We start from the raw sequence: 21,267 nt of genomic DNA on the forward strand, positions 1-21,267 counted from the left end.
ATATCCAGAAGCTTTACATAACGATGGAATAATCATGGATCATGTGTTCAATCGCCTCAGCGGCTGTTTCTATGTCCGTGTAAATCGTGGCTTCCTGCGTCGCGATGCATGTGACTGCAATGGAAGTGGAATCGCCAGCAGATTTAGCGATTAAATAATCTTCCCCATCTTTTGCGAATGTCTGGGTGATACTGACGGTGTTATAAAAACTGATAGTCTTCAAAAGTTCCAGGATAGCGTCGAATTTCATAGGGAATCCCTGCTTTCTTTTGGAAATTGACTAAAGAAAGTCTCGTAGAATCCATTATTTCGATGTATACATATTATAACATGGCTGTTTAATCTTATCAAAAATCGGTTCCGAGGGCTAAAAGAATGATATTCCTGTTAAAGAGCCGCCACTGCGCTAATTAATCTGTTCACTTCTTCTTCGGTATTATAAGGTGCCAGCCCTGCTCGAATCCAGCCTCCGGATTTGTTGATGTCGAGTCGCTCCGCCAGCGTTGACGCGTAGAAATGGCCCGATGCCAAAAAGATGCTATGCTGTTCGGCCATAATTTTACACACATCCGCAGGATCAGTGCCCGTCACTTGAAATGCGATAGTCGGAGTTTTTGAAACTTCCGGCGCCGCCTCAAACAAAGTTACTTTATCCAATTCTCTCAAGCCATCGCGCAGACGCTTTGCCAAACTGTTTTCGTAGGCTTCGAGATGCGTCATGCCATTCACTATTCGGCTGCGGCGCGTTTCTCCTTCACCGAAGCTTGCAAAAAACTCGATGGCTGGACGGATGCCCGCAATCCCTTCGTGGTTTTGCGTGCCCGTTTCCAGGTTGTCCGGATAATAATCTGGTGACGGGACAAGTTTATACGGCTTCAAGCCTTTGAAAATGCTTTCGCGGATAACTGCAATGCCGACATGCGGCCCGAAGAATTTATAGGCCGAGCACAAAAGGATATCAATGCCCTGCTGCTCCCGGTCAAGCACCATATGGGGTGCTGCATGGACAGCATCCGCTGCCACCAAGGCACCAACTTCTTTTGCACGCTGGACTATGGGCTCAATGTCGACGATTGTTCCGACAGCGTTTGACGCCAGTCCGACTGCTACGAGTTTGGTCTTTTCGTTGATCAATTCGTCCAAGTCCTGCAGGTCAAGCGTTAAAGCATCGGTATCCACAGGGATCCAGCGGACATTCAATCCCCGGTCTTGCGCCATCATCAGCCATGGATCGACATTTGCGCGATGGTCCATTTCCGTGACGACAATCTCATCTCCCGCTTTAAATTGCTTGCCGAGCGCATTCGCGATGGCGATTGTCAACGTTGTCATGTTAGCGCCGAAAGCGACTTCATTGGGCTGCACATTCAAAAAGTCCGCAACTGCCCCTTTTGAACCAGCAATCATTTCTTCCGTTTCCCAGCTTGATGGGAAAGAGCCGTGGAGATTCGCACCTCCGCGCTCCATATAGCTGGCAATGGCATCGATAGCCGATTTGACGACCTGTGAGCCGCCAGGCCCATCGAAATACGCCACATTTTTTCCGTGGTATGTACGTTTCAGTGCTGGGAATTGCTCCCGCACAGCTTGGATTGGAAATTCAGTTTCAGTCATTTTCATTAGTTCGCTCCCCTTTGATTATCAATTTTCACATTAGCCATACCTTCTCTCTACTAAACCATTTTTGGGCAGCAAGTGTCTAATGGAAAGAGCTATTTTCAGAAAATTAATTCATTAAAGAAATTGGCGCATAAGCAAGAAACAGTGGTCCGCTCCCCCGTCTTCTGGATTAACCACTTCTATTAAGGGTAAAGACCTTTATCGACAACGAAAGGAAGAAGCCAAATGCCTTATTTCATCTCAGACGGCTTGGAGTTGTATTACGAAGATATCGGCGAAGGACCGCCATTGCTTCTTTTGCACGGCCTGACCAGCAACCACGCCATGTTCTACCGGGAAATGAATTTCTTTAAAAAGAAATTCCGTGTTATTGCATTGGATGCGCGCGGCCATGGCAAATCTGCCAAGCCGCCGCAGTATACACTCGACGACCACATCGACGATGCAGCTGCCCTTATCCGCTTTTTGAAACTCGAGTCGCTTTCTGTAATTGGCGTATCGATGGGCAGCTACATCGCTCAAGGCATTGCCATCGAATTGCCGGAACGGATTGAAAAGCTTGTACTCGTAGCCACTAAATCACACGGTGAACAATCTTCGATGGACGAGCTGTTCGAACGATATGAAGAGGAATTCAAAGGGCTCAACACGATTGAAAAGCTACAAAAATCTTCTGAATTCATGTTTCATGACCAGGAAAAAGTCAACCGCTGGCTTGAGAAAACGGCCGAAAACAGCGATGGGCTGACAGGACGTGAACAAAGCATCGCCTCAGCAGCGATTACCAGCTTCGATTTCCGCCCGAAACTTTCTGCTGTGCAAGCGGAAACGCTGGTCATCAGCGGTTCGTACGACGGATTGAATCCTCCGCCAAAAGGCCGCGAGACCGCTAAATTTATTCCAGACGCGCTCTTCATGGAATTCAAGCATTCGGGCCATGCGCCCAACGTCGAACAAGCACGGCTGTTCCTTGGTATCACAGATAATTTTCTTGACTAAAAAACCCGTCAGGCAATTGCCTGGCGGGTTCGTCTTTGTTTATTGAGCTGTGTAGCCGCCATCAAGAACGACAGCCTGCCCTGTGACGCCTGATGCTTTGTCGCTCGACAAGAACATCGTGTAATCTGAAATTTCCTGTACCGATAGGAGGCGTTTTTGCGGTACCAATGGATAGATGACTTCTTCAAGCACTTTATCCAGAGAGACATTGCGCGTTTTCGCCAAATCGCTTAACTGATTGCGCACAAGCGGTGTATCAACATAGCCTGGGCACATGGCATTAACTGTAATGCCATGCTCCGCACCTTCAAGAGCAGCAACTTTCGTCAAGCCGATGACACCATGCTTCGCGCTGTTATAAGCCGCTTTGCCTGCGAACCCGACAAGGCCGTTAATCGAAGCCATATTGATAATGCGGCCTTTCCCTTGTTTTTTCATGATCGGGAAAGCGTGTTTTGTTGCAACGAACGGTGCAACAAGCATGATTTTCACCAATAACTCGAATTTTTCAGTCGGAAATTCTTCAATCGGTGAAACGAATTGCATGCCTGCATTGTTGATCAGAACGTCCAACGACCCGTAAGTTTCAACCGTTTTCTTGATCGCCCCTTCAAGTTCTGTTTCGCTTGTGACGTCAACTTTCAGGCCAATCGCTTCAAACCCTTGGCTTTTCAACGTGTCTGCGGCTTGCTGCACCGCTTCTTCATTGATATCCGTCAACACAATTTTTGCGCCGGCTTTTGCAAAATCGGCACTGATTTCATAGCCGATGCCGCTGGCGGCACCAGTGATGAACACTACTTTGTTTTCAACCATCCGAATGACCTCCACTTATTATTAAATTCCCATGCCGAATGAGAACAGGACGATTGCAATGATGGTACCAAGAAGCGGCACAATAACCGTCACAGCTCCTACTGCACCGTAAGCCGCTTTATGCGTCTCGCCACAGATACCCTGGATCGTCGTTACGACATAACCGTTATGCGGCAATGAATCCAACGCCCCGGAAGAAATCGAAATTGTCCGGTGAAGTGCTTCTGTATTGACCCCTAAATCGATGTAATGAGGCGCAAGCAAAGGCAATGCGATTGCCTGGCCGCCTGAAGATGACCCGGTAATCCCGGCGATGACACTGACCGCGATCGCTCCGCCGATTAGCGGGCTTCCCGGGATATTCGTCATAGCGTCAACCGCAGTCTGGAACGCTGGCACTGCTTTTGCAACGCCGCCAAAGCCGACAACTGCTGCAGTATTTCCTATAGCGATCAATGCGCCGATTGTTCCATCGGTCAACGCTTTGCCAAGATCTTGGAAATGTGTTCTGTTTAGAATATATGTTGCAAGAACCCCGCCAAGCAATGCGATAACCAAAGCGGATGTTTTCAATGAATCATGGAAAATGAAAGAAACGACAAGAACCACTAGCAACGGAATCAAGCCCATGATCGGGTTTGGAAGATTGCGCTCTGGCACCACTGGATCTGTTTTGCGCGACTCAAAACGCTCGCCTTTGTTCACTGCTTTACTGATCATGCGCTTCAGCCACCAGTAGCCGAATACCGCCATGAAGACTGCGACAACGATACTGACTTCCCAGCCAGCGTAAGGGCTTGTGCCTAAAAATTCAATCGGGATCCAGTTCTGGATTTCCGGAGAACCTGCTGAAGTCATCGTGAATGTTACTGAACCAAGTGCCAATGCCGCCGGAATGAAACGGCGAGGAAGATCCGCTTGTTTAAACAAGCTAAGCGCCATCGGATAAACCGAGAATGCTACAACGAACAAGCTCACTCCGCCGTAAGTTAAGACCGCACAAGCGATGACAATTGCAAGTACCGCACGCTTGATGCCGAATTTGCTAACCAGCCAGCGTGATACGCTGTCAGCAGCCCCGCTGTCTTCCATTAATTTACCGAAAATTGCTCCAAGCAGGAACATCGGGAACCAAGCTGTGATGAATCCGGAAAACCCGGTCATATAATTTCCTAAAAAGTTTACTTCCCCTTCTCCGACCATCTGTGGGAACAATGGCAAGCTGCTGAACAACGCAACGACCAATGCACTCAACGGCCCTGCAATCAGCAAGTTTGTGCCTCTCATTGTCAAGAAAATGAGCAACGCCAAACCTCCGATTAAACCAATCATACTGAACATCTTATTTCCCCCTTTGATTTTGCTTGCCGCTCCCATAGCCGACTATGATTACACCATCTCCACGCCCTTCGATGTGAAAGCGCTTACTAACTAGTTTAAGAAAAAATTCAAATATTTGTCACAATGCTAAGACGCGAGCGGCTTTTTTTAGTGTACACTGCGGCATAGGATAGGTAAAATGAATAAAAACTATATATTCTATAACAAATAGTTATATGTCAGGAGCAGTCAAATGGACATCCGCCAACTCAAATACTTTATAGAAGTCGCTAAATACAAAAGCTTTACAAAAGCTGCCCTCGCGCTCCATGTTACACAGCCGACCTTGAGCAAAATGGTCAAAAACCTGGAAGATGAAATGGACGTCGTACTTTTTGACCGGTCATCCCGCCAGATCACCTTAACAGATGCCGGCGAAGTCGTTTACGAACAGGCCACTAAAATCGTCAATAGCTTGGATGATTTATCTGCTTCTTTATACGATGTTATGCATTTAAAAAAAGGGAAAATAAAAATCGGCTTACCGCCTGTCATCAGCACCTTGTTTTTCCCGACGATAATCGCCGAATTTCAACACGCCTATCCGGATGTCACTGTGGAAATCGCTGAATACGGCGCCCGCAAAGTGGAACAAAAAGTATTGGAAGGCGTCGTGGACCTCGGATTTGTCATGCTGCCGGTCGACGCTGAAAAATTTGATGTCGAGCCTTTTGTGGAACAGGAAATCAAATTGCTGGTCCATGAATCACATCCTTTAGCAGATCGTGAGGTCGTCGACTTGATTGATTTCAAAGACGACCCTTTCCTTCTATTAAGTAAAGAATTTACATTGAACAGCAAAACCATCGAATTCTGCCTAAGCGAGGGCTTTAGCCCGAGAGTCGCGTATGAGAGCTCGCAATGGGATTTTATTGTCGGCATGGTCGAAAAGAATCTCGGCGTCACTTTGATGCCTAAACTGATCTGCGACCGCGTCAAAGACGGCCCGTTCAAAACTTTGTCGCTGTCCCACACATTTCCTTGGCGCTTAGGAATCATCATGGCGAAAAATCGCTATGTCCCCTACATTTCGCGCTCGTTCATCACACTCGTCAACGACTTGCCGAAATTCTGAATCTGCTGCTTTTGCTTCAAAAAGGTCTGCGTTGGCTAATGAGCTTTCTCATTCTCGCAGAGCTTTCAAGCGCCGGCACATCAACGATCAATGCGGAATAATGAGAAGCATGTACTTCCCGACATATTACGTGAGCGGCATCCAATAAATTTCCTTCTTTAAATGGACTTATAAATTTTAATTGATGCTGTTGACAAACGTTCTCATTACCTTATAATCGATATTGAGAATCATTTTCATTTGGATTCCTACAACAATCAAAGGGAGAGACAGACATGAAAAAAATGCTATGCGCTGCACTGGTTTTGATGCTTCTTTTATTATCAGCTTGCGGAAACCAGGAAGCTGGCAACGAATCGTCAGAAGGCGATGCACCTAAAGATACGGAAAGCAAAGAAGTAAACTTATATACAGCACGCCATTACGATGTAGATGATGAGCTTTACAAGAAATTCGAAGAAGAAACGGGCATTAAAGTCAACTTGATCAAAGGCGAAGCGGATGAATTGCTTGAGCGCATCAAGCGTGAAGGCGATGCTACTGAAGCCGACCTATTTCTAACTGCGGATGCTGGGCGTTTGTTCCGTGCTAAAGACGACGGCTTGTTCCAGGCTGTTTCAAGCGACTTGCTAGACGAACAGATTCCTGAAAACTTCCAGGATACGGACCAAATGTGGTATGGCCTGACCAAACGTGCACGTGTAATCGTTTATAACAAAGAAACTGTGACTCCTGAAGAACTATCGACTTACGAAGCGTTGACGGAAGACAAATGGAATGGCCGCGTATTGATCCGCGGATCTGAGAATGTTTATAACCAGTCATTGCTGGCTTCATTCATCGAAATTGATGGTGAAGAAAAAGCGAAAGACTGGGCAGCGGGAATGGTTAAGAACTTTGCACGCGATCCTGAAGGCGGAGACCGCGACCAAGCGAAAGCCATCGCAGCTGGTGTTGGCGACATCGCCATCATGAACACGTATTACTTGGGGCAAATGCTTAACTCGGAAGACCCTGAAGAAGTGAAAGTTGCTGAAAACCTTGGCATCTTCTTCCCGAACCAGGAAACTACAGGCACGCATGTGAACGTCAGCGGCGCGGGTGTGGTAAAATCGTCTAAGAACAAAGACAACGCACTCAAATTGCTTGAGTTCTTGTCTGCTCCTGAAGCACAAGGAATATTTGCAGAAGCGAATTATGAATATCCTGTAAACGAAGCTGTCGAAGAAACTGAATTGCTGAAATCATGGGGCGAGTTTAAAGAGCAGGACATTCCATTGTCAGCTCTTGGAACGAACAACTCAAAAGCGATTCTGATCTTCAACGAAGTCGGCTGGAAATAATAAAACGAAATCCCCGTGTTGCGTTCCTTCGCAGCACGGGATTTCTTGCGATTGGAATAGAGAGGTGTTTAGAAGATGCAAAGAAGTTTTAAAAATATCAATGTGTGGACATTTTCGGCAGTGGCCATCATGGCGCTTCTGTTTTTGCCGAATTTGACCATTGTCGGCGGAATCTTCACTCCGACAAACGAAAACTGGGCGCACATGAAGGAACATGTTCTTTGGTCCTTCGTATCCACCTCTCTGATTCTGGTTGTGGCTACTGCCGTCTTGACCATTTCCATCGGGTTGAGCCTGGCGTGGCTGATCGCCCAATATCAATTTCCTATGCGGAATTTTTTGAAATGGGCTTTGATCTTGCCTCTCTCCATCCCGCCTTTTATCGGCGCTTACACGTATCATGGAATCGTCAATTATACCGGCGTCATCCAGACGACGCTGCGCGACCGATTCGGGATGGAAGTGAACCCCTCTTATTTTGACATCATGAATCTGCCGGGTGCAATCTTCATCTATACGATCTTTTTGTATCCATACGTCTACACAATCACACGAATTTTTCTGTCCCAACAATCCGCGTCGTTGATCGAAACGTCACGGGTGCTTGGAAAAGGCCCATGGGGCACTTTCTTCCGTGTCGTGGTGCCCATCTCCCGGGTCTCCATCATAGGTGGTGCAAGTTTAGTCGTGCTGGAAGTACTTAACGATTATGGCGTTGTGAAGTATTACGGCATCCAGACGTTTACCACAGCAATATTTCAAACCTGGTTCGGATTGGGAGACATTGAAACATCCATCAAACTGGCTGCTTCACTCATGGGCTTTGTCATTCTGGTCCTGATGATTGAGAAATTGCTGCGTGGGCGTCGCCAATACAGCTATTCAACGACTAAAGTTCGCCCATTGCCGCTGATTCAGCTGACCGGCTGGAAAGCCGCAGGAGCTACGGGCTTTGGACTAGTGATTATGAGCCTTGGATTCTTCATCCCAGTCATCCAATTGATTGACTGGACGATTTTGACTTTCGGTACGATACCAATGGCAGAATTCATGTCCTACGTAAAAAATTCGGTGACGGTCGCCGGAATCGCAGCCACCGCCATCATTGCATTTGCATTAATAGTCGGGAATTTCGGGCGGCTCGTCCACGGCAAGATGGCTAAACTGCTGCCGCGCTTGAGCATACTGGGCTATTCCATTCCAGGTGCAGTCATTGCCGTAGCCGTGGTAACGGCATTTATCGGCCTTGACCGCACACTCGCCCCTGTGTATCAAGCTCTTGGATTTGACACGACTTTAGTATTGAGTGTAAGTTTAATCATGTTAATATCCGCTTACATCATTCGTTTTTTTGCCATCGGCTATAATTCGATCGAGTCCGGATATGACAAAATTGGCACCAACTTCCGCGACGCTTCAAGGCTTCTCGGAATGGGCATTACAAAGACATTCTTTAAAGTCGATGTCCCGATGCTCAAAGGCGCAATCATCAGCGGGTTCATCATCGTCTTCATCGACATCTTGAAAGAAATACCGCTGACATTGATTTTACGGCCATTCAATTTTGATACCTTATCAACGAAAGTATTCCAATACGCCAGTGACGAAAAGATCATGGAAGCTTCCCAAGCTTCATTGCTTATTATAGGGATCAGCGCACTTTCCATTATCGTCTTTTATAAATTTATCGAAAAGGAGCCAAAATAGTATGTTTATTTCCATCGATAACGTGTGTTTCTCCTATTCCAATACAAAAACTGCAGCTTTGAACCAATTTTCCATGACGATCGAAAAAGGTGAAGTCATTTCGATCCTCGGACCGAGCGGCAGCGGCAAAAGCACGGTGCTGCGCCTCTTGGCCGGCTTGGAAAAACCGGAAGACGGTTCTTTCAACATTCAAGACACCGTCATTTTCAATGAAAAGAAATTCCTGCAGCCGGAAAAACGGGGAATTGGCATGGTATTCCAGGATTACGCATTGTTCCCGCACATGACGGTCGCTGAAAACATCATGTTCGGCTTGTTCCGCTTCAAGAAAGCGGCGAAGCAGGAACGCTTGCAGGAAGTCCTGGAGTTGGTGGAACTAGAAGGCTTCGCAGACCGCTATCCTTACCAGTTGAGCGGCGGACAGCAGCAGCGCGTGGCGATTGCCCGTGCAATTGCCCCGAAACCGCATCTTATCCTGCTGGATGAACCTTTCAGCAATTTGGATGCTGAACTGCAAGGGAAAATTCGCAAAGAGCTGCGTGATATCCTTAAAAGAGCCGATATTACATCCGTCTTCGTGACACATGATGAAAATGATGCCCACGCAATTGCAGACCGCATCGTAAAGCTGAAAGACGGCAAAATCGAAGTTATCGGACGCCCGTGTGACATCTTGAACATCAACCGCCAAGCGGTCGTTGAAGCGGTCGCATTAGTTGAACAGCGCGACATGATTTCGGTTTAAAGCACAAGCACTCTTGGCTATCTCTTCTGTAAAAGGATTAACTTTCAGTTAATCGGGAATTTAATAGCAATACGTCTATTAAACGGAGGAACAGCAAATGGATAAAAAAAATGCTTTTCTTGTATGCGCATCGTGCGCCAGTGCTTTCGTGTTGGTGAATTACTTGAAAAAACGAGGGAAAAGATTCTGGGTCTATCCGGATCATTACAACACCCAAAGCTCAGACCAGAAAGAAAGTCCGAACGCCGACTTGGATCCCGCCGAAAAAGGACTGACAGAATTGGATGCAGCCCATCGCTCGGAATGGGTATCAATGGGCTATCCGTTGACCTACCATGACCTTGACGAGGACCGTAAACCTTATAAGAATTGAAAAAAGCAGGCTATCGAGATACTCTCGATAGCCTTTTTATTGCCCTTCAGGAGGACAAGTTCCGAGGCGGCGGAATCCCTCCATCTACAGTTTCACTAAAAGATATCTCTTTAATATGCATTAAATTGAAGTTAAGATGACGAACTGGTGCGTTATCAAGCACTAGCAGGAAGTCAACGTGAACTATTTGAAATTTAATAGGCAAAAGCCAAAAAAGGTGACGCCACGATCTAATTTCAAAAGCTCAATATAAGGAGCCCTTTGCTTTTGCAAAGGGCTCCTCTAAGTGTAAAAGCGCTGACGTTTTTAAGAATATTATTGAGCATTTCTCCTATTCCTTCACAATTTCGATTGTGCCTGCGATATCTATGCCGTTCAATGCCTGGGTCGCCAGCTGGTCCGCTTCTGCGTTGTTTTTCCTAGGCACCAGTTCGTAATTAGGCTGGATGCCGAGTTTCTTTATCTTGCCGTCGATGCGGTCTGCCCATTTTGCCAGGTTGATTTCAATGACTGGCCAGTCCCCATCCATCTGGTTGATGACCACTTTGGAATCGCCAATAAAGCTCACCGGCATGTCATGAACATTCAGCAGTTCCAGTTCCTGCAGGCTTAAATACAGCGCTGCATATTCCGCTTCATTATTCGACAGGTGCTCTGCTGCAGCGGCATTGCGCCGCATCCTGTAGGATTTCCCGCTTTGTTCGTAATAGATGACGCAGCCGAGCCCTGATGCGTTTGTGCCCAGGTTAAAGCCGCCATCAAAATAGACCGTGATGTTATGCGGTTCTGTTTCGATGCCTTTCAAATATTTTTTCAGTTCTTTTAATGACCAATTGCTGTCATAGCGGTCAATGAACGCCAAGTTTTTGACTCTGCCGGTGCGCTCTAGATCTTCAGCCAAAAGCAGCGCTTTGGCGGCTGGCATTTCTTCGGAATGGAAAACTGTCTCGGTCCCTTTAGGCGTTTTATAACCCCAATTGATGCGGAATTCCATTGCTCCGTCCCCCTAACCTTCTATACCCTACCTATTTCCTTTTACAGGGGTTATAAACGTCTCCCTGATTTAATGAAAAACCCGATTTCTTTTATTCACACATAAAAAAGGCGATTTCACTTTCTTCAGTGAAGAAGTGTGAAATCGCCTTTGCTGTTATTCTCCAGCGTAGCTCGCATAGACCACGAGCCTTTCCTCCCGTGTCCCCCTTGAAAAGTCGTACGTGCCAGAACAAGTGATCAACACCAGTTCCGGAGAAGAGGAATAGCCAAAGATTTTTGGAACGTCCGCCTGATCAAGCGGAACGGATTCCATCGTATGGACTTTATATATCAATTGGCGCCCTTCTCCTTCTACTGTGATCTCATCTCCCGGCTGCAGCTCTGACAGGTCCCAAAATACAGCAGGCCCGTCAATGCCGTCGACATGCCCTGCTATGACAGCTCTGCCGTTTTGGCCAGGCTTATAGCCCGGAGAAAACCAGCTGACTTCATCTATATCATCCGGCACAGCCATTTCACCGGTCTTCGTAGTTCCCAGATGCTGCACTGACGTGTCGACTCCGATAGCGGGAATTTTCAACGACTCGGGTTTAATACCTGTCCGTGCGCTTGCATTGATTGGATTGCCCGCAGGCGCTGCCGCTTTCACATTCACTTCTACTTCCACTTTCTCTGTTGGTTCAGCGGCAAATCCGACGTTCTCGCTGCGCACGCTCACTTCATCCTCCGCTTCTTGGCAGCCGGCAAGGACGCCAAGGAGGCCGAGCATCAGCAGTAACTTATTCTTGAAATCGTCTTTTCCATACCAGTCCACTGGCTGCAAACAATGCCAGCGTGCCAGCGATCAATAACCATGGTGTTTGTTGTTGGCTAGGTGTTCCCAATCCTGTTGTCGGCATGCCGTCTGGCGATCCTGCCGCTTCGTAATCCACTAATGCCAATACTTCTAATGAATCAGCTGTGTTGACAGCAAATACGCTGTACACTGTATCAGCTGCTAGTTCTGTTCCTTCCAATGGCAGAACCTGAGTGCCATCCGGCAAACGGATTTCCAAGTCGTAAGTGCCTGCATCCAATTCAGCGTAATCAGTGATTCCTGGGAATTCCGCTCCACTGAATACTGCATCTCCACCGATCAATCCTACATCAACTGCTGGAGCATCCGGCGACAAATGGCCGACGCGGATTTTCGTTTTGCCTGCTGTTACTTCCATAGAATCTTCCGCTACTACAAATTCAAGTGCATCCACTGTATTGGCAGCTGCAACTGTATAGGCTTTCCCTGCTTCAATCGCGAGGTCTGCACGCAGCACCCCTGCACCTTCCTCATACGCTGTGCCTGTTGCAAAAACTTCTACATCATGTGTTCCAGCTGGCAGATCCAAATAGCCAGAATCCGCTTTGAATGGAACATTCTCTAATGCCGCATCCCCATTTACATATACATCTACCGCTGGAGCGTCTGGTGAAGCGTGGACAATCCGAACCTTGGCCGTGTGTGAATCTGCAGATACTCCTGTCACTAACGTCATGGCGAGCAGCAAAGCGAGTGAAATTAAAGCGAAAATTTTCTTCATTTTTTCCTCTCCTCTTCCTGTATAGTATTTGTATAACATTTGTACACCTTATTTATAATACATTCAAAACAATTGTGCAAGTGATAAAGTCAGAATTTTTTATTAATTTCTTTTATTTTAATAATAAAACCTTTAATTTTGATAAAAACAGTCCATCTCACCCTTTAAAATACTAATTTTTTCTTTTAACATCCTCCTTTCGTTTTTATAAAGCTTATTTGAAGACATTAAAAAAAGCGGCAGCCTAAGCTGCCGCCGCTCATCTTTATGTGGTTACAGTTCCTGAAGAAGCCGCTTGATCATCTTGAAGCTGAAGCGCTTCTTTGCGCTTGAGTTCTGTGATTTCTTCATCGCTGAGGTATTCGATCTTGATGCCGAAAAAAGCCATGATGATCGCAATGATCGGTACCGTGTAGTTTAAAATGGCATATGGCGCATAAGCGAATGGATGCACTGCCAATGTTGCAAGAATGAAGACGCCGCACGTATTCCATGGAACCAGCGGTGATGTAACGGTTCCGCCGTCTTCCAAAGCGCGCGACAGATTTTTCGAATGCAGTTTTTTGTCCCGGAAAGCTTTAGCGTACATGCGCCCCGGAAGCAAGATTGAGATGTATTGTTCAGAAGCAGTTACGTTGGTGAAAAATGCGGAAATGACCGTTGCGGCGATAAGGCTGCCAGCAGAACGCGCCACTTTTAAAATCTGGTTGACGATTGATTGCAGCATCCCAACCTGTTCCATGATGCCGCCGAAGACCATAGCGACAATGGTAAGCGACACAGTGAACATCATTGATTCGATGCCTCCGCGGTTGAAGAGATCGTCAACCATTGTGTTGCCGGTTGAAATGGTGAAACCGTCATGGAGTGTATTGACCGCGTCGCCGATATTGCCGCCTTGCACGGCTACGTGGCAAACCCAGCCCAAAAATACACCAATCGCCAAAGCCGGAATAGCCGGAACCTTTTTTGCGACCATCACGATGACTGCAAGCGGTACGAGCAGAAGCCATGGTGAAATGGTGAAATTGCTTTCAAGGGTTGACAGGATTGCGCTGATTTCACCTGTATCTACAGCAGAACCGCCGAATTTGCGCCCCAAGAAGAAATAGGCGATGAGGGCAATCAGCAAGCCAGGTATCGTTGTATAAACCATGTGCTTGATGTGGTCGAACAGGTCAGTTCCCGTAATGCCGGCTGCCAAATTCGTCGTGTCGGAAAGCGGAGACATTTTGTCGCCGAAATACGATCCTGAAATAACAGCACCAGCGACCATAGCGGCCGGAATTCCCATGCTCATGCCAATGCCCATGCCCGCAACGCCAATCGTGCCCATTGTTGACCACGAACTGCCGATCGCCAATGTGACAATCGCGCAAATCATGCAGATCGTTACGAGGAACAAGGACGGCGTAATCAGTTTCAAGCCGTAGAAGATCATCGTTGCGACTACTCCCCCGCCAATCCACGAACCGATGATCATGCCAACAAGGATGATAATTAAAATAGCTGGCAGCGCCATACGGATGCCTTTATAGGCTCCTTCTTCAATATCATCCCATTTGTATCCGAGGCGCCAAGCGATAAAAGCTGCAACAGCGGTTCCGATCAATAGCGGAACATGCGGGCTGCCTCCGAATTTAATGATTGTAACTGCCATGGCAGCAATCATTGCCACTAAAGGAACAATGGCCAGAAAGAAAGGTGTATGTATTTCCTGATGTTGATTCATGCTTTCTCTCCTCACTTGATAATCTATTAGTTATTTTGCCACGATAATAATGTAAGCGCAATCAAAATTTATGAAAACAAAAAAATTTCAAAAATTACTTTTTATAATTATTATGTTATTTTATTAAATATACGATACTTCGTTCAGGCGTGAAGGACCCGCCATAAACTTGAAAAGGAAAGGAGGGTTCTGGATGGGCAAAAAAATATTGGTGATCGGCGCTGGAATCGGTGGTCTGACAGCAGCATCCCTGCTTGCGAAAAATGGCGATGCTGTCACCCTCCTGGAAGCATCTTCAGAACTCGGCGGCTGTGCCGGAAAATTCAAGCGCCATAAATTCCTGTTTCCCGCTGGCGCAACGCTCGGGATGGGGCTGGAGGCAGGCGGCATCCATGAGCGGGTATTCCGCTTTCTGGATGCGCCGCTGCCGATGGAACCGCTCGACCATGTCATGGAAATGGTTCATCCCGAAGCCACTTACCAGTTTTTGAAGGACAGAAAGCTCCATGTTGACGGCATTGTGTCGCATTTTCCGGAATACGATAAACAGATTCGTTCTTTCTATCGGGAAATCCAGCAAACCGCGGCGGTTGTCCGGACTTTGATGGATCCGCTCCCTGCTCTTCCCCCTTCAACCCCAAAAGAATGGGCTTATCTCGCTGCCGCTGTCAGGCCGGTTCATGTCAAACTCTTGCCCTTTCTTCACCAGACACTGGGGCAGCGATTGGAACGCCACGGCCTGGCACAGCTCCATCCCTTTCGCCACATGTTGGACGGGCTTTTGATCGACAGTATGCAGACCGGCAGCGAAGACGTTTCCTATCTCCTGGCTGCTACAGCGCTTGATATTTACCACGAAGGCGCTTTTTACGTACCGGGCGGCCTTTACCGTTTCGCCGAAATCATGGCGGACAGCTTGATCGCAAATAACGGTGTCCTGAAGAAAAGGCGGACAGTCCTTAAACTCGAAAAAAGCGAAAGCGGTTGGCACGCAATCGACCACCGCGGCAACGGCTACGAAGCGGATGCGGTTATCGTTAATGCGCCGATTCATTTACTGCCGCAAATGCTATCGCCGGAACTCATCAAGCAATTGAAAAAGCCGCTCGCTGAAGGCATGCAAAGCGAAACTTGGACGACTCTGACGCTCTATATGGCCATTGATGAATCGAAACTGGCTGTTCCTCTGCCATTGTTCCGACAGATTTCAACCGGGGACGGCTTGGCAGAAGGTGGGCATTTCTTCATGTCTGCATCGCATGCAGAAGATCGGCTGCGGGCGCCGGATGGATTCCGGACTGTGACCGTTTCCACCCATTCAGAAGCCCGGCACTGGGATAACAAGGACAAATACAAATCCACCCGTAAAAGCCTTACTGAAAAGATGCTTGCTGCAATCGAAAGTCAGATTCCCGGTTTTCGAAATGCCATCGTCCATCTTGAAAAAGGAGCGCCGAAAGCTTGGGAACGTTTTACCGGCAGGCCGAACGGCTATGTCGGCGGCTTTCCGCAAACGCTCGATTCCGCTTTATTCAATTCCATTTCACACCGTTCCGGGATCCCTGGCCTTTACCTTTGCGGCGACCATATTTTCCCTGGCGGCGGCACAATCGGCGCAGCAGCAAGCGGCATCCATGCCGCCCGGTCAATTGCCGGATTACGGCTGGTTTAATGTTTCGGCTATTGAAAATCTATAAGTTCAATTACACAAAATAGAAAGGGGATAGCTATTTTGCGAAATTATGGAGTGGATTTTCACGACATCACAAACAGTGACTTGCCTCTTGTCGGCGGCAAAGGGTTGAACCTTGGGAAGCTGGCAAAGATTCCTGGAGTGACAGTGCCTGGAGGTTTTTGCGTAACAGCGGCGGCATTCAAAAAAATCACCGCCGAAAGCCCGGAAATCCAAAAGGCAATCGAAGACCTCTCCGCGTGCCCTGCCGATGATCTTGCTAGCATTAGCAGCGCAGCCGGGAAGATCCGTGGATTAATCGAAGCGGCGGAAATTCCGGAAGACATCAGACAAGAGATTGTGCGCCGCCACGCCGAATACGGCGAGCAAGGTGAATACGCTGTGCGATCAAGCGCGACCGCGGAAGATTTGCCTTCTGCCTCGTTTGCCGGCCAACAGGACACGTATCTAAACATCATAGGACCAAATGCGATTTTGCACGCGGTCCGACGCTGCTGGGCTTCCCTTTTCACCGAGCGCGCTGCTATTTACCGGAGCCAAAACGGTTTCGCGCATGGCAATGTTTTTCTTGCTGTCATCATCCAGCGCATGATATTCCCGCAAGTGTCCGGCATCCTGTTTACTGCGGATCCGGTTTCGTCCAATCGGAAAATGCTTTCAATCGACGCCAGCTATGGGCTTGGAGAAGCTTTGGTGTCTGGAGTCGTCTCTGCGGATAATTACAAAGTGCAGAACGGGGAAATCGTTCAAAAGACAGTATATTCGAAAAAAGTTGCTGTGTATCCGGTTCCGAGCGGCGGCACTGAAGAACGGGCAGTCGAATCCGAAAAACAGCAGCTCCAAGCTTTATCTGACACGGAGATTTTGATGTTGGAAAGACTGGGCAGGCAGATTGAAGCCCATTTCCGTAATCCACAGGATATCGAATGGTGCATCGATAAGGGCCGGATTTTCATTCTTCAGAGCCGCCCAATTACTACCCTCTTCCCGCTACCGCCCAAAAAGGATGATGCGCTTCGCGTCTACATGTCCATCGGCCATCGCCAAATGATGACAGCGCCCATCAATCCCTTGGGCATGTCGTTTTTCGGATTCATGCCGGAGATTCCGCTGGATTCAATCGGGGGGCGCTTATATGTCGATATATCCCACGACCTGGCTTCTTGGAGCGGCAAGATGATGCTTGTCAATGGTTTGCGCAAAAGCGATATCAAGATGCACCATGCCCTTGCTGATTTCGTGAAAAGAAAAGAGCCGCTGCCAACCGGGGATAGAATGTTCAAAATCGGTTCTGGTGCGCTATCCTGGAAATTTGTTTTTGAATTGTTCAATGTCTACTTCAAGAACGACCGGAATCTAGTCAAAAGAATCATTGCCAAAAATGAGGCTTCTCTCCAGCAGGCTGCCGAGCAAATCGGACTTTTCTCAGGGGATGAGCTGCTTGCTTTCCTATTACAGGATCAAAAGAATTTAAAGAAAAATGTTTATGATCCACAAGGCTTAGCAATCATCATGGTCAGCATTTACGCGATGATGTGGATCAACGGAAACATGGGAAAATGGCTTGGAGATAAAAATGCAGCCGATATTTTGTCCCAATCCGTTCCGGATAATGTTACTTCTGAAATGGGCTTGGATTTACTGGATGTCGCCGACGCTGCCCGCAACTCCCCCGATGTCATCCGTTTTTTGCAGAATCCAGATAAAAAGAACTTTTTCGAGTCGCTAGAAAAGCTCGAAGGCGGAAAAACGTTCAGTGCGGCATATCGAAATTTCCTAGATAAATACGGCATGCGCTGCGCCGGCGAAATCGATATTACCCAGACACGCTGGATAGAACAGCCTTCCATTCTAGCTCCTACAATCGTCAGCAATATCCAGAATTTCCGGCCGAAGGAAAAAACGGCGCGGCTGCAAGAAGGCAAGTTCAAAGCGGAGATGAAAGAACAAGCACTGGTTAGGGGACTCCAACGCCAGCGTGGAGGCAGAAGAAAAATCAAAAAGTTGAAAAAGCGCATCCGCATTTTGGACAACTACCTTGGCTTTCGGGAATATCCGAAATTCTCTTTCATCAAGCGGTATGGCATCTACAAACAGTCATTGATGAAAGAAGCTGCGTTGTTGCGGGATCGCGGAACTATCCGTGAAAAAGAGGATATCTATTATTTATTCTTCAATGAATTGCAGGAGCTTTTCCATACAGGCCACGCGGATTATCAAATTATCGAAGAGCGGAAGGCAGCTTACCGGCAATACAGCAAAATGGTCCCACCCCTCTTGATCACTTCCGAGGGTGAAGTATTGACCGGGGAATATGATATTGGCAATATGCCCGCAGGCGCGTTGCCGGGCATCGCTGTTTCAAGCGGCATTGTGGAAGGACGCGCGCGAGTGATTATGCGGATAGAAGACGCTTCTCTGGCAGAAGGCGATATTCTCGTCACTGCGTTTACCGATCCGAGCTGGACGCCATTGTTTGTTTCCGCCAAAGGACTCGTAACCGAAGTGGGCGGCCTCATGACCCACGGCGCGGTTATCGCACGGGAATACGGGCTGCCTGCTGTGGTAGGTGTTGAAAATGCCAGCCGCCTGATCAAAGACGGCCAGCGCATCCGCATCAACGGTTCGGAAGGTTACGTCGAAATCCTTCCATAAACTTGTGCCCGGCAAAAATAACCTAACCTGGATGCATTAAATTCCAGGTTAGGTTATTTTCTTCAAATTTTTAAATAGCCCACTTGCTATCCGCTTCAAAAATCGGCGGCTCTTTTTCTTCATAGGGCACTACGCGGACCTTCAGTTCAGCATTTCCTTTCACCGCTTTTGAAAGGGGGCATCGCTCATATGCCCCGTCCGCCAAAGACTGTACTTGCCTTAGGTCCAATCCCCTCACCGATACGTCCATTGCTATCGCAAACTTAGAGTCCCCATCTGCGCCATCCGGCATCATAGACACTTTGCAACTTATGCGGGTCCTGCCCGCAACCCCCACTTCTTCCATGACAGTTGCCAAAGTGAAACTGAAACTGCTGCTGCAGCCTAGTGCCAGAAACTTGGCCGGGCTGAAGCCTTCTCCGCTGCCTCCCATTTCTAGCGGCAAGGACACAAGCGTCGAAAACGAACCGTCTTCCATGTAACTTTCCCCGCCTGGACCGTCAATTGTGATGGCCGCGGCTGTTGTAAGCAGAGCGTCAGAACGATTATCCATTTCTGCCATCCCCTTTCTGAATCTTTCTTTAGCGACAGTATACTCCCATTTCTTCAAGCGTTCCATCAGCAATTACCACGGGAATTTTAACTGGTGTTCCGCTGGCGGGAGTTGTAAAATTAGGCAATGTACCGTTTTTTCACTAGCTCGAAACCCACCGAATCCCTCAAAAGGAGCCTGATAACCATGAACAAGCAACAGCTCACAGCACGCATCCAAGCCTCCAATAAAACCAAAAAGGCGGATGTGGTCATCCGCAATGCCCGCATTGTCAACGTCTTCACAAAAGGGCTGTCATCGGGCGATGTCGCCATCGTCGACGGTGTCATTGTCGGAATTGGCGACTATGAAGGAATCGTAGAAATCGATGCCTCCGGACGCTTCCTTTCCCCTGGCCTGATTGATGCTCATGTCCACATCGAATCATCGATGGTCACGCCGCATCAATTTTCCCAAGTCGTCTTGCCTCATGGCGTAACGACCGTTATCACTGACCCGCATGAAATCGCGAACGTCCGCGGGGCAGCGGGCATCGACTTTATGCTCGATGATTCGGCGGACACGATGCTCGAAGTTTTGTTCATGCTGCCTTCATGCGTACCGGCGACTCCTTTTGAAAATAGTGGTGCCGCATTAAGTGCCGAAGACTTGCGCCCATTTCTTTCAAACAACCGTGTCCTGGGGCTCGCGGAAGTTATGGATTTCCCGGCTGTCCTCGGCGCTGACAGCGCCATGCTCGATAAATTGCTGCTCAGCAGCCAAATCGACGGCCATGCCGCCGGACTTTCTGCAAATGACATCAATGTCTACCGGTCTGCGGGCATTCTAACTGACCATGAATGCACGACAAAAGAAGAAGCATTGGCACGCATCGAACGAGGGATGTATGTCATGCTGCGCGAAGGCTCGGTTGCTAAAGACTTGAGCGCTTTGCTCGGGGCAGTCACTGAACAAAATGCCTCCCGCTGCCTGTTCTGCACAGATGATAAGCACCTCGATGACTTGATTGAAGAAGGCAGCATAGACTTCAATGTCCGCGTCGCCATCGCCTCGGGACTCGATCCGATTACCGCCATTTCAATGGGCAGCTTTAATGCCGCGCAATGCTACGGGCTTTCTTCAAAAGGCGCCATCGCACCCGGCTATGACGCTGATTTCATTTTATTGGACAGTTTAGAGGATTTCACGATTTCCGAAGTTTATAAAGGGGGCAAGCTAGCCGCCAAAAACGGCCGCTATGCAGGAACTACTTCAGAACGGGCAAGCTCACACCAAGTTCGGGATACCGTCCATATGTCTGCATTAACGGCCGATGATATACGCATCCCGCTCCAACTAGGCGCCAAAGCACATATTATCGGCATCCATCCAAACAGCCTTCTTACTTCACATTTAATAGAAGAAGTTCCACAAGGCACAGGCTTTTTCACGGCAGATCCGGAACAGGACCTCTTGAAGATTGCCGTCATCGAACGCCATAAAGCGAGCGGCAATGTCGGGCTCGGAATCGCCAAAGGGCTCGGCTTGCAGCGCGGAGCCATTGCTACGACAGTTGCCCATGATTCGCATAACATCATTGCAGCCGGCACGAACGACGCCGATATCCTGTTGGCGGCGGAAACATTGCACCAAATTGGCGGCGGCCTAGCAGTTGTTGAAAACGGCAAAGTCCTTTCAACGCTCCCGCTTTCCATTGCCGGTCTAATGTCCGAAGCACCTTTTGAAGAGGTCTATACGCAGCTTAAAGAACTTGATAAAAGTCTTCTGGTAATCGGAGCTTCCACCCATTTCAACGCATTCCTCACCTTGTCGTTCCTGTCACTGCCAGTCATTCCCGACTTGAAGCTAACAGACCTTGGGCTTTTCGATGTCAAAGCGTTCAAGCATATCCCGGTATCCGCAGCAGCTGAATGACACAGTCAGTAAGCTTTCTCCCTTGGTGGCTGTTGCTTTTTTAGATTAGAATAGATGATGGATGCATATAGAATCTTAGGAATGAAAGG

18 protein-coding genes are annotated in these 21,267 nt (G+C 48.1%); 9 read left to right on the forward strand and 9 right to left on the reverse strand.

Annotation, left to right across the window (positions count from 1 at the left end; genetic code table 11):
• Positions 1 to 13: 13 nt before the first annotated feature.
• Together AC4EHB_RS11075 and AC4EHB_RS11080 are read right to left on the reverse strand one after the other, a co-directional pair.
• Positions 14 to 250 (reverse strand): hypothetical protein, encoded by a 237-nt coding sequence (locus AC4EHB_RS11075; RefSeq protein ID WP_490976000.1) that lies wholly within the window; start codon positions 248 to 250, stop codon positions 14 to 16.
• 137 nt (positions 251 to 387) lie between these two features.
• Complete coding sequence (locus tag AC4EHB_RS11080) at positions 388 to 1,620, reverse strand: cysteine desulfurase-like protein (RefSeq protein WP_490981524.1); 1,233 nt, start codon at positions 1,618 to 1,620, stop codon at positions 388 to 390.
• A 225-nt stretch (positions 1,621 to 1,845) separates the two neighbouring features.
• Between AC4EHB_RS11080 and AC4EHB_RS11085 the strand changes: the two genes are divergently transcribed.
• On the forward strand, positions 1,846 to 2,619 hold the full coding sequence (locus AC4EHB_RS11085; RefSeq protein WP_490981525.1) for an alpha/beta fold hydrolase: 774 nt from the start codon (positions 1,846 to 1,848) through the stop codon (positions 2,617 to 2,619).
• Between the two features lie 39 nt (positions 2,620 to 2,658).
• Here AC4EHB_RS11085 and AC4EHB_RS11090 read toward each other — a convergent pair whose 3' ends face one another.
• Entirely contained in the window at positions 2,659 to 3,435 is a 777-nt protein-coding gene (locus AC4EHB_RS11090; RefSeq protein ID WP_490981526.1) for a 3-hydroxybutyrate dehydrogenase, read from the reverse strand.
• Between the two features lie 21 nt (positions 3,436 to 3,456).
• Positions 3,457 to 4,776: a GntP family permease gene (locus AC4EHB_RS11095; protein WP_490981527.1), complete on the reverse strand. Its 1,320-nt coding sequence runs from the start codon at positions 4,774 to 4,776 to the stop codon at positions 3,457 to 3,459.
• Positions 4,777 to 5,008: 232 nt separating this feature from the next.
• On the opposite strand from AC4EHB_RS11095, the gene AC4EHB_RS11100 reads away from it, so the two are divergent.
• From AC4EHB_RS11100 to AC4EHB_RS11120, 5 genes are all read left to right on the forward strand, one after another.
• Positions 5,009 to 5,890, forward strand: a complete 882-nt coding sequence (locus AC4EHB_RS11100) for a LysR family transcriptional regulator (RefSeq protein ID WP_490975995.1) — start codon at positions 5,009 to 5,011, stop codon at positions 5,888 to 5,890.
• A gap of 275 nt (positions 5,891 to 6,165) precedes the next feature.
• Entirely contained in the window at positions 6,166 to 7,233 is a 1,068-nt protein-coding gene (locus AC4EHB_RS11105; protein WP_490981528.1) for a Fe(3+) ABC transporter substrate-binding protein, read from the forward strand.
• 75 nt (positions 7,234 to 7,308) lie between these two features.
• Positions 7,309 to 8,940, forward strand: a complete 1,632-nt coding sequence (locus tag AC4EHB_RS11110) for an ABC transporter permease (RefSeq protein WP_490981529.1) — start codon at positions 7,309 to 7,311, stop codon at positions 8,938 to 8,940.
• 1 nt (position 8,941) lies between these two features.
• A complete protein-coding gene (locus AC4EHB_RS11115; protein ID WP_490975992.1) occupies positions 8,942 to 9,685 on the forward strand; it encodes an ABC transporter ATP-binding protein in 744 nt (247 codons plus the stop codon).
• Positions 9,686 to 9,782: 97 nt separating this feature from the next.
• Positions 9,783 to 10,058: a hypothetical protein gene (locus AC4EHB_RS11120; RefSeq protein WP_490975991.1), complete on the forward strand. Its 276-nt coding sequence runs from the start codon at positions 9,783 to 9,785 to the stop codon at positions 10,056 to 10,058.
• Between the two features lie 331 nt (positions 10,059 to 10,389).
• Here the strand turns inward: AC4EHB_RS11120 and AC4EHB_RS11125 are convergent, their stop codons facing one another.
• The 4 genes from AC4EHB_RS11125 to nhaC all read right to left on the reverse strand — a co-directional run bounded on the left by AC4EHB_RS11125 (position 10,390) and on the right by nhaC (position 14,363).
• Positions 10,390 to 11,052: a ribonuclease H family protein gene (locus AC4EHB_RS11125; protein WP_490981530.1), complete on the reverse strand. Its 663-nt coding sequence runs from the start codon at positions 11,050 to 11,052 to the stop codon at positions 10,390 to 10,392.
• Between the two features lie 156 nt (positions 11,053 to 11,208).
• Entirely contained in the window at positions 11,209 to 11,868 is a 660-nt protein-coding gene (locus AC4EHB_RS11130; protein WP_490981754.1) for a class F sortase, read from the reverse strand.
• Complete coding sequence (locus tag AC4EHB_RS11135) at positions 11,834 to 12,631, reverse strand: DUF4397 domain-containing protein (protein ID WP_490981531.1); 798 nt, start codon at positions 12,629 to 12,631, stop codon at positions 11,834 to 11,836. Before AC4EHB_RS11135 ends, AC4EHB_RS11130 begins: the two co-directional genes overlap by 35 nt.
• 265 nt (positions 12,632 to 12,896) lie before the next feature.
• Positions 12,897 to 14,363 (reverse strand): Na+/H+ antiporter NhaC, encoded by a 1,467-nt coding sequence (gene nhaC, locus AC4EHB_RS11140; protein ID WP_490981532.1) that lies wholly within the window; start codon positions 14,361 to 14,363, stop codon positions 12,897 to 12,899.
• A gap of 193 nt (positions 14,364 to 14,556) precedes the next feature.
• Here nhaC and AC4EHB_RS11145 point away from each other — a divergent pair, with 193 nt between their 5' ends.
• Positions 14,557 to 16,035: a phytoene desaturase family protein gene (locus AC4EHB_RS11145; RefSeq protein WP_490981533.1), complete on the forward strand. Its 1,479-nt coding sequence runs from the start codon at positions 14,557 to 14,559 to the stop codon at positions 16,033 to 16,035.
• Between the two features lie 60 nt (positions 16,036 to 16,095).
• Positions 16,096 to 18,711, forward strand: coding sequence for a phosphoenolpyruvate synthase (ppsA, locus tag AC4EHB_RS11150; RefSeq protein ID WP_490975986.1), 2,616 nt, complete (start codon positions 16,096 to 16,098; stop codon positions 18,709 to 18,711).
• A 70-nt stretch (positions 18,712 to 18,781) separates the two neighbouring features.
• On the opposite strand, the gene AC4EHB_RS11155 is transcribed toward ppsA, so the two are convergent.
• Entirely contained in the window at positions 18,782 to 19,264 is a 483-nt protein-coding gene (locus AC4EHB_RS11155; protein WP_490981534.1) for an OsmC family protein, read from the reverse strand.
• Between the two features lie 186 nt (positions 19,265 to 19,450).
• Between AC4EHB_RS11155 and ade the strand changes: the two genes are divergently transcribed.
• A complete protein-coding gene (ade, locus tag AC4EHB_RS11160) occupies positions 19,451 to 21,178 on the forward strand; it encodes an adenine deaminase (protein WP_490975984.1) in 1,728 nt (575 codons plus the stop codon).
• Positions 21,179 to 21,267: the final 89 nt, after the last annotated feature.

This window comes from Planococcus sp. TJ-302, assembly GCF_058268455.1.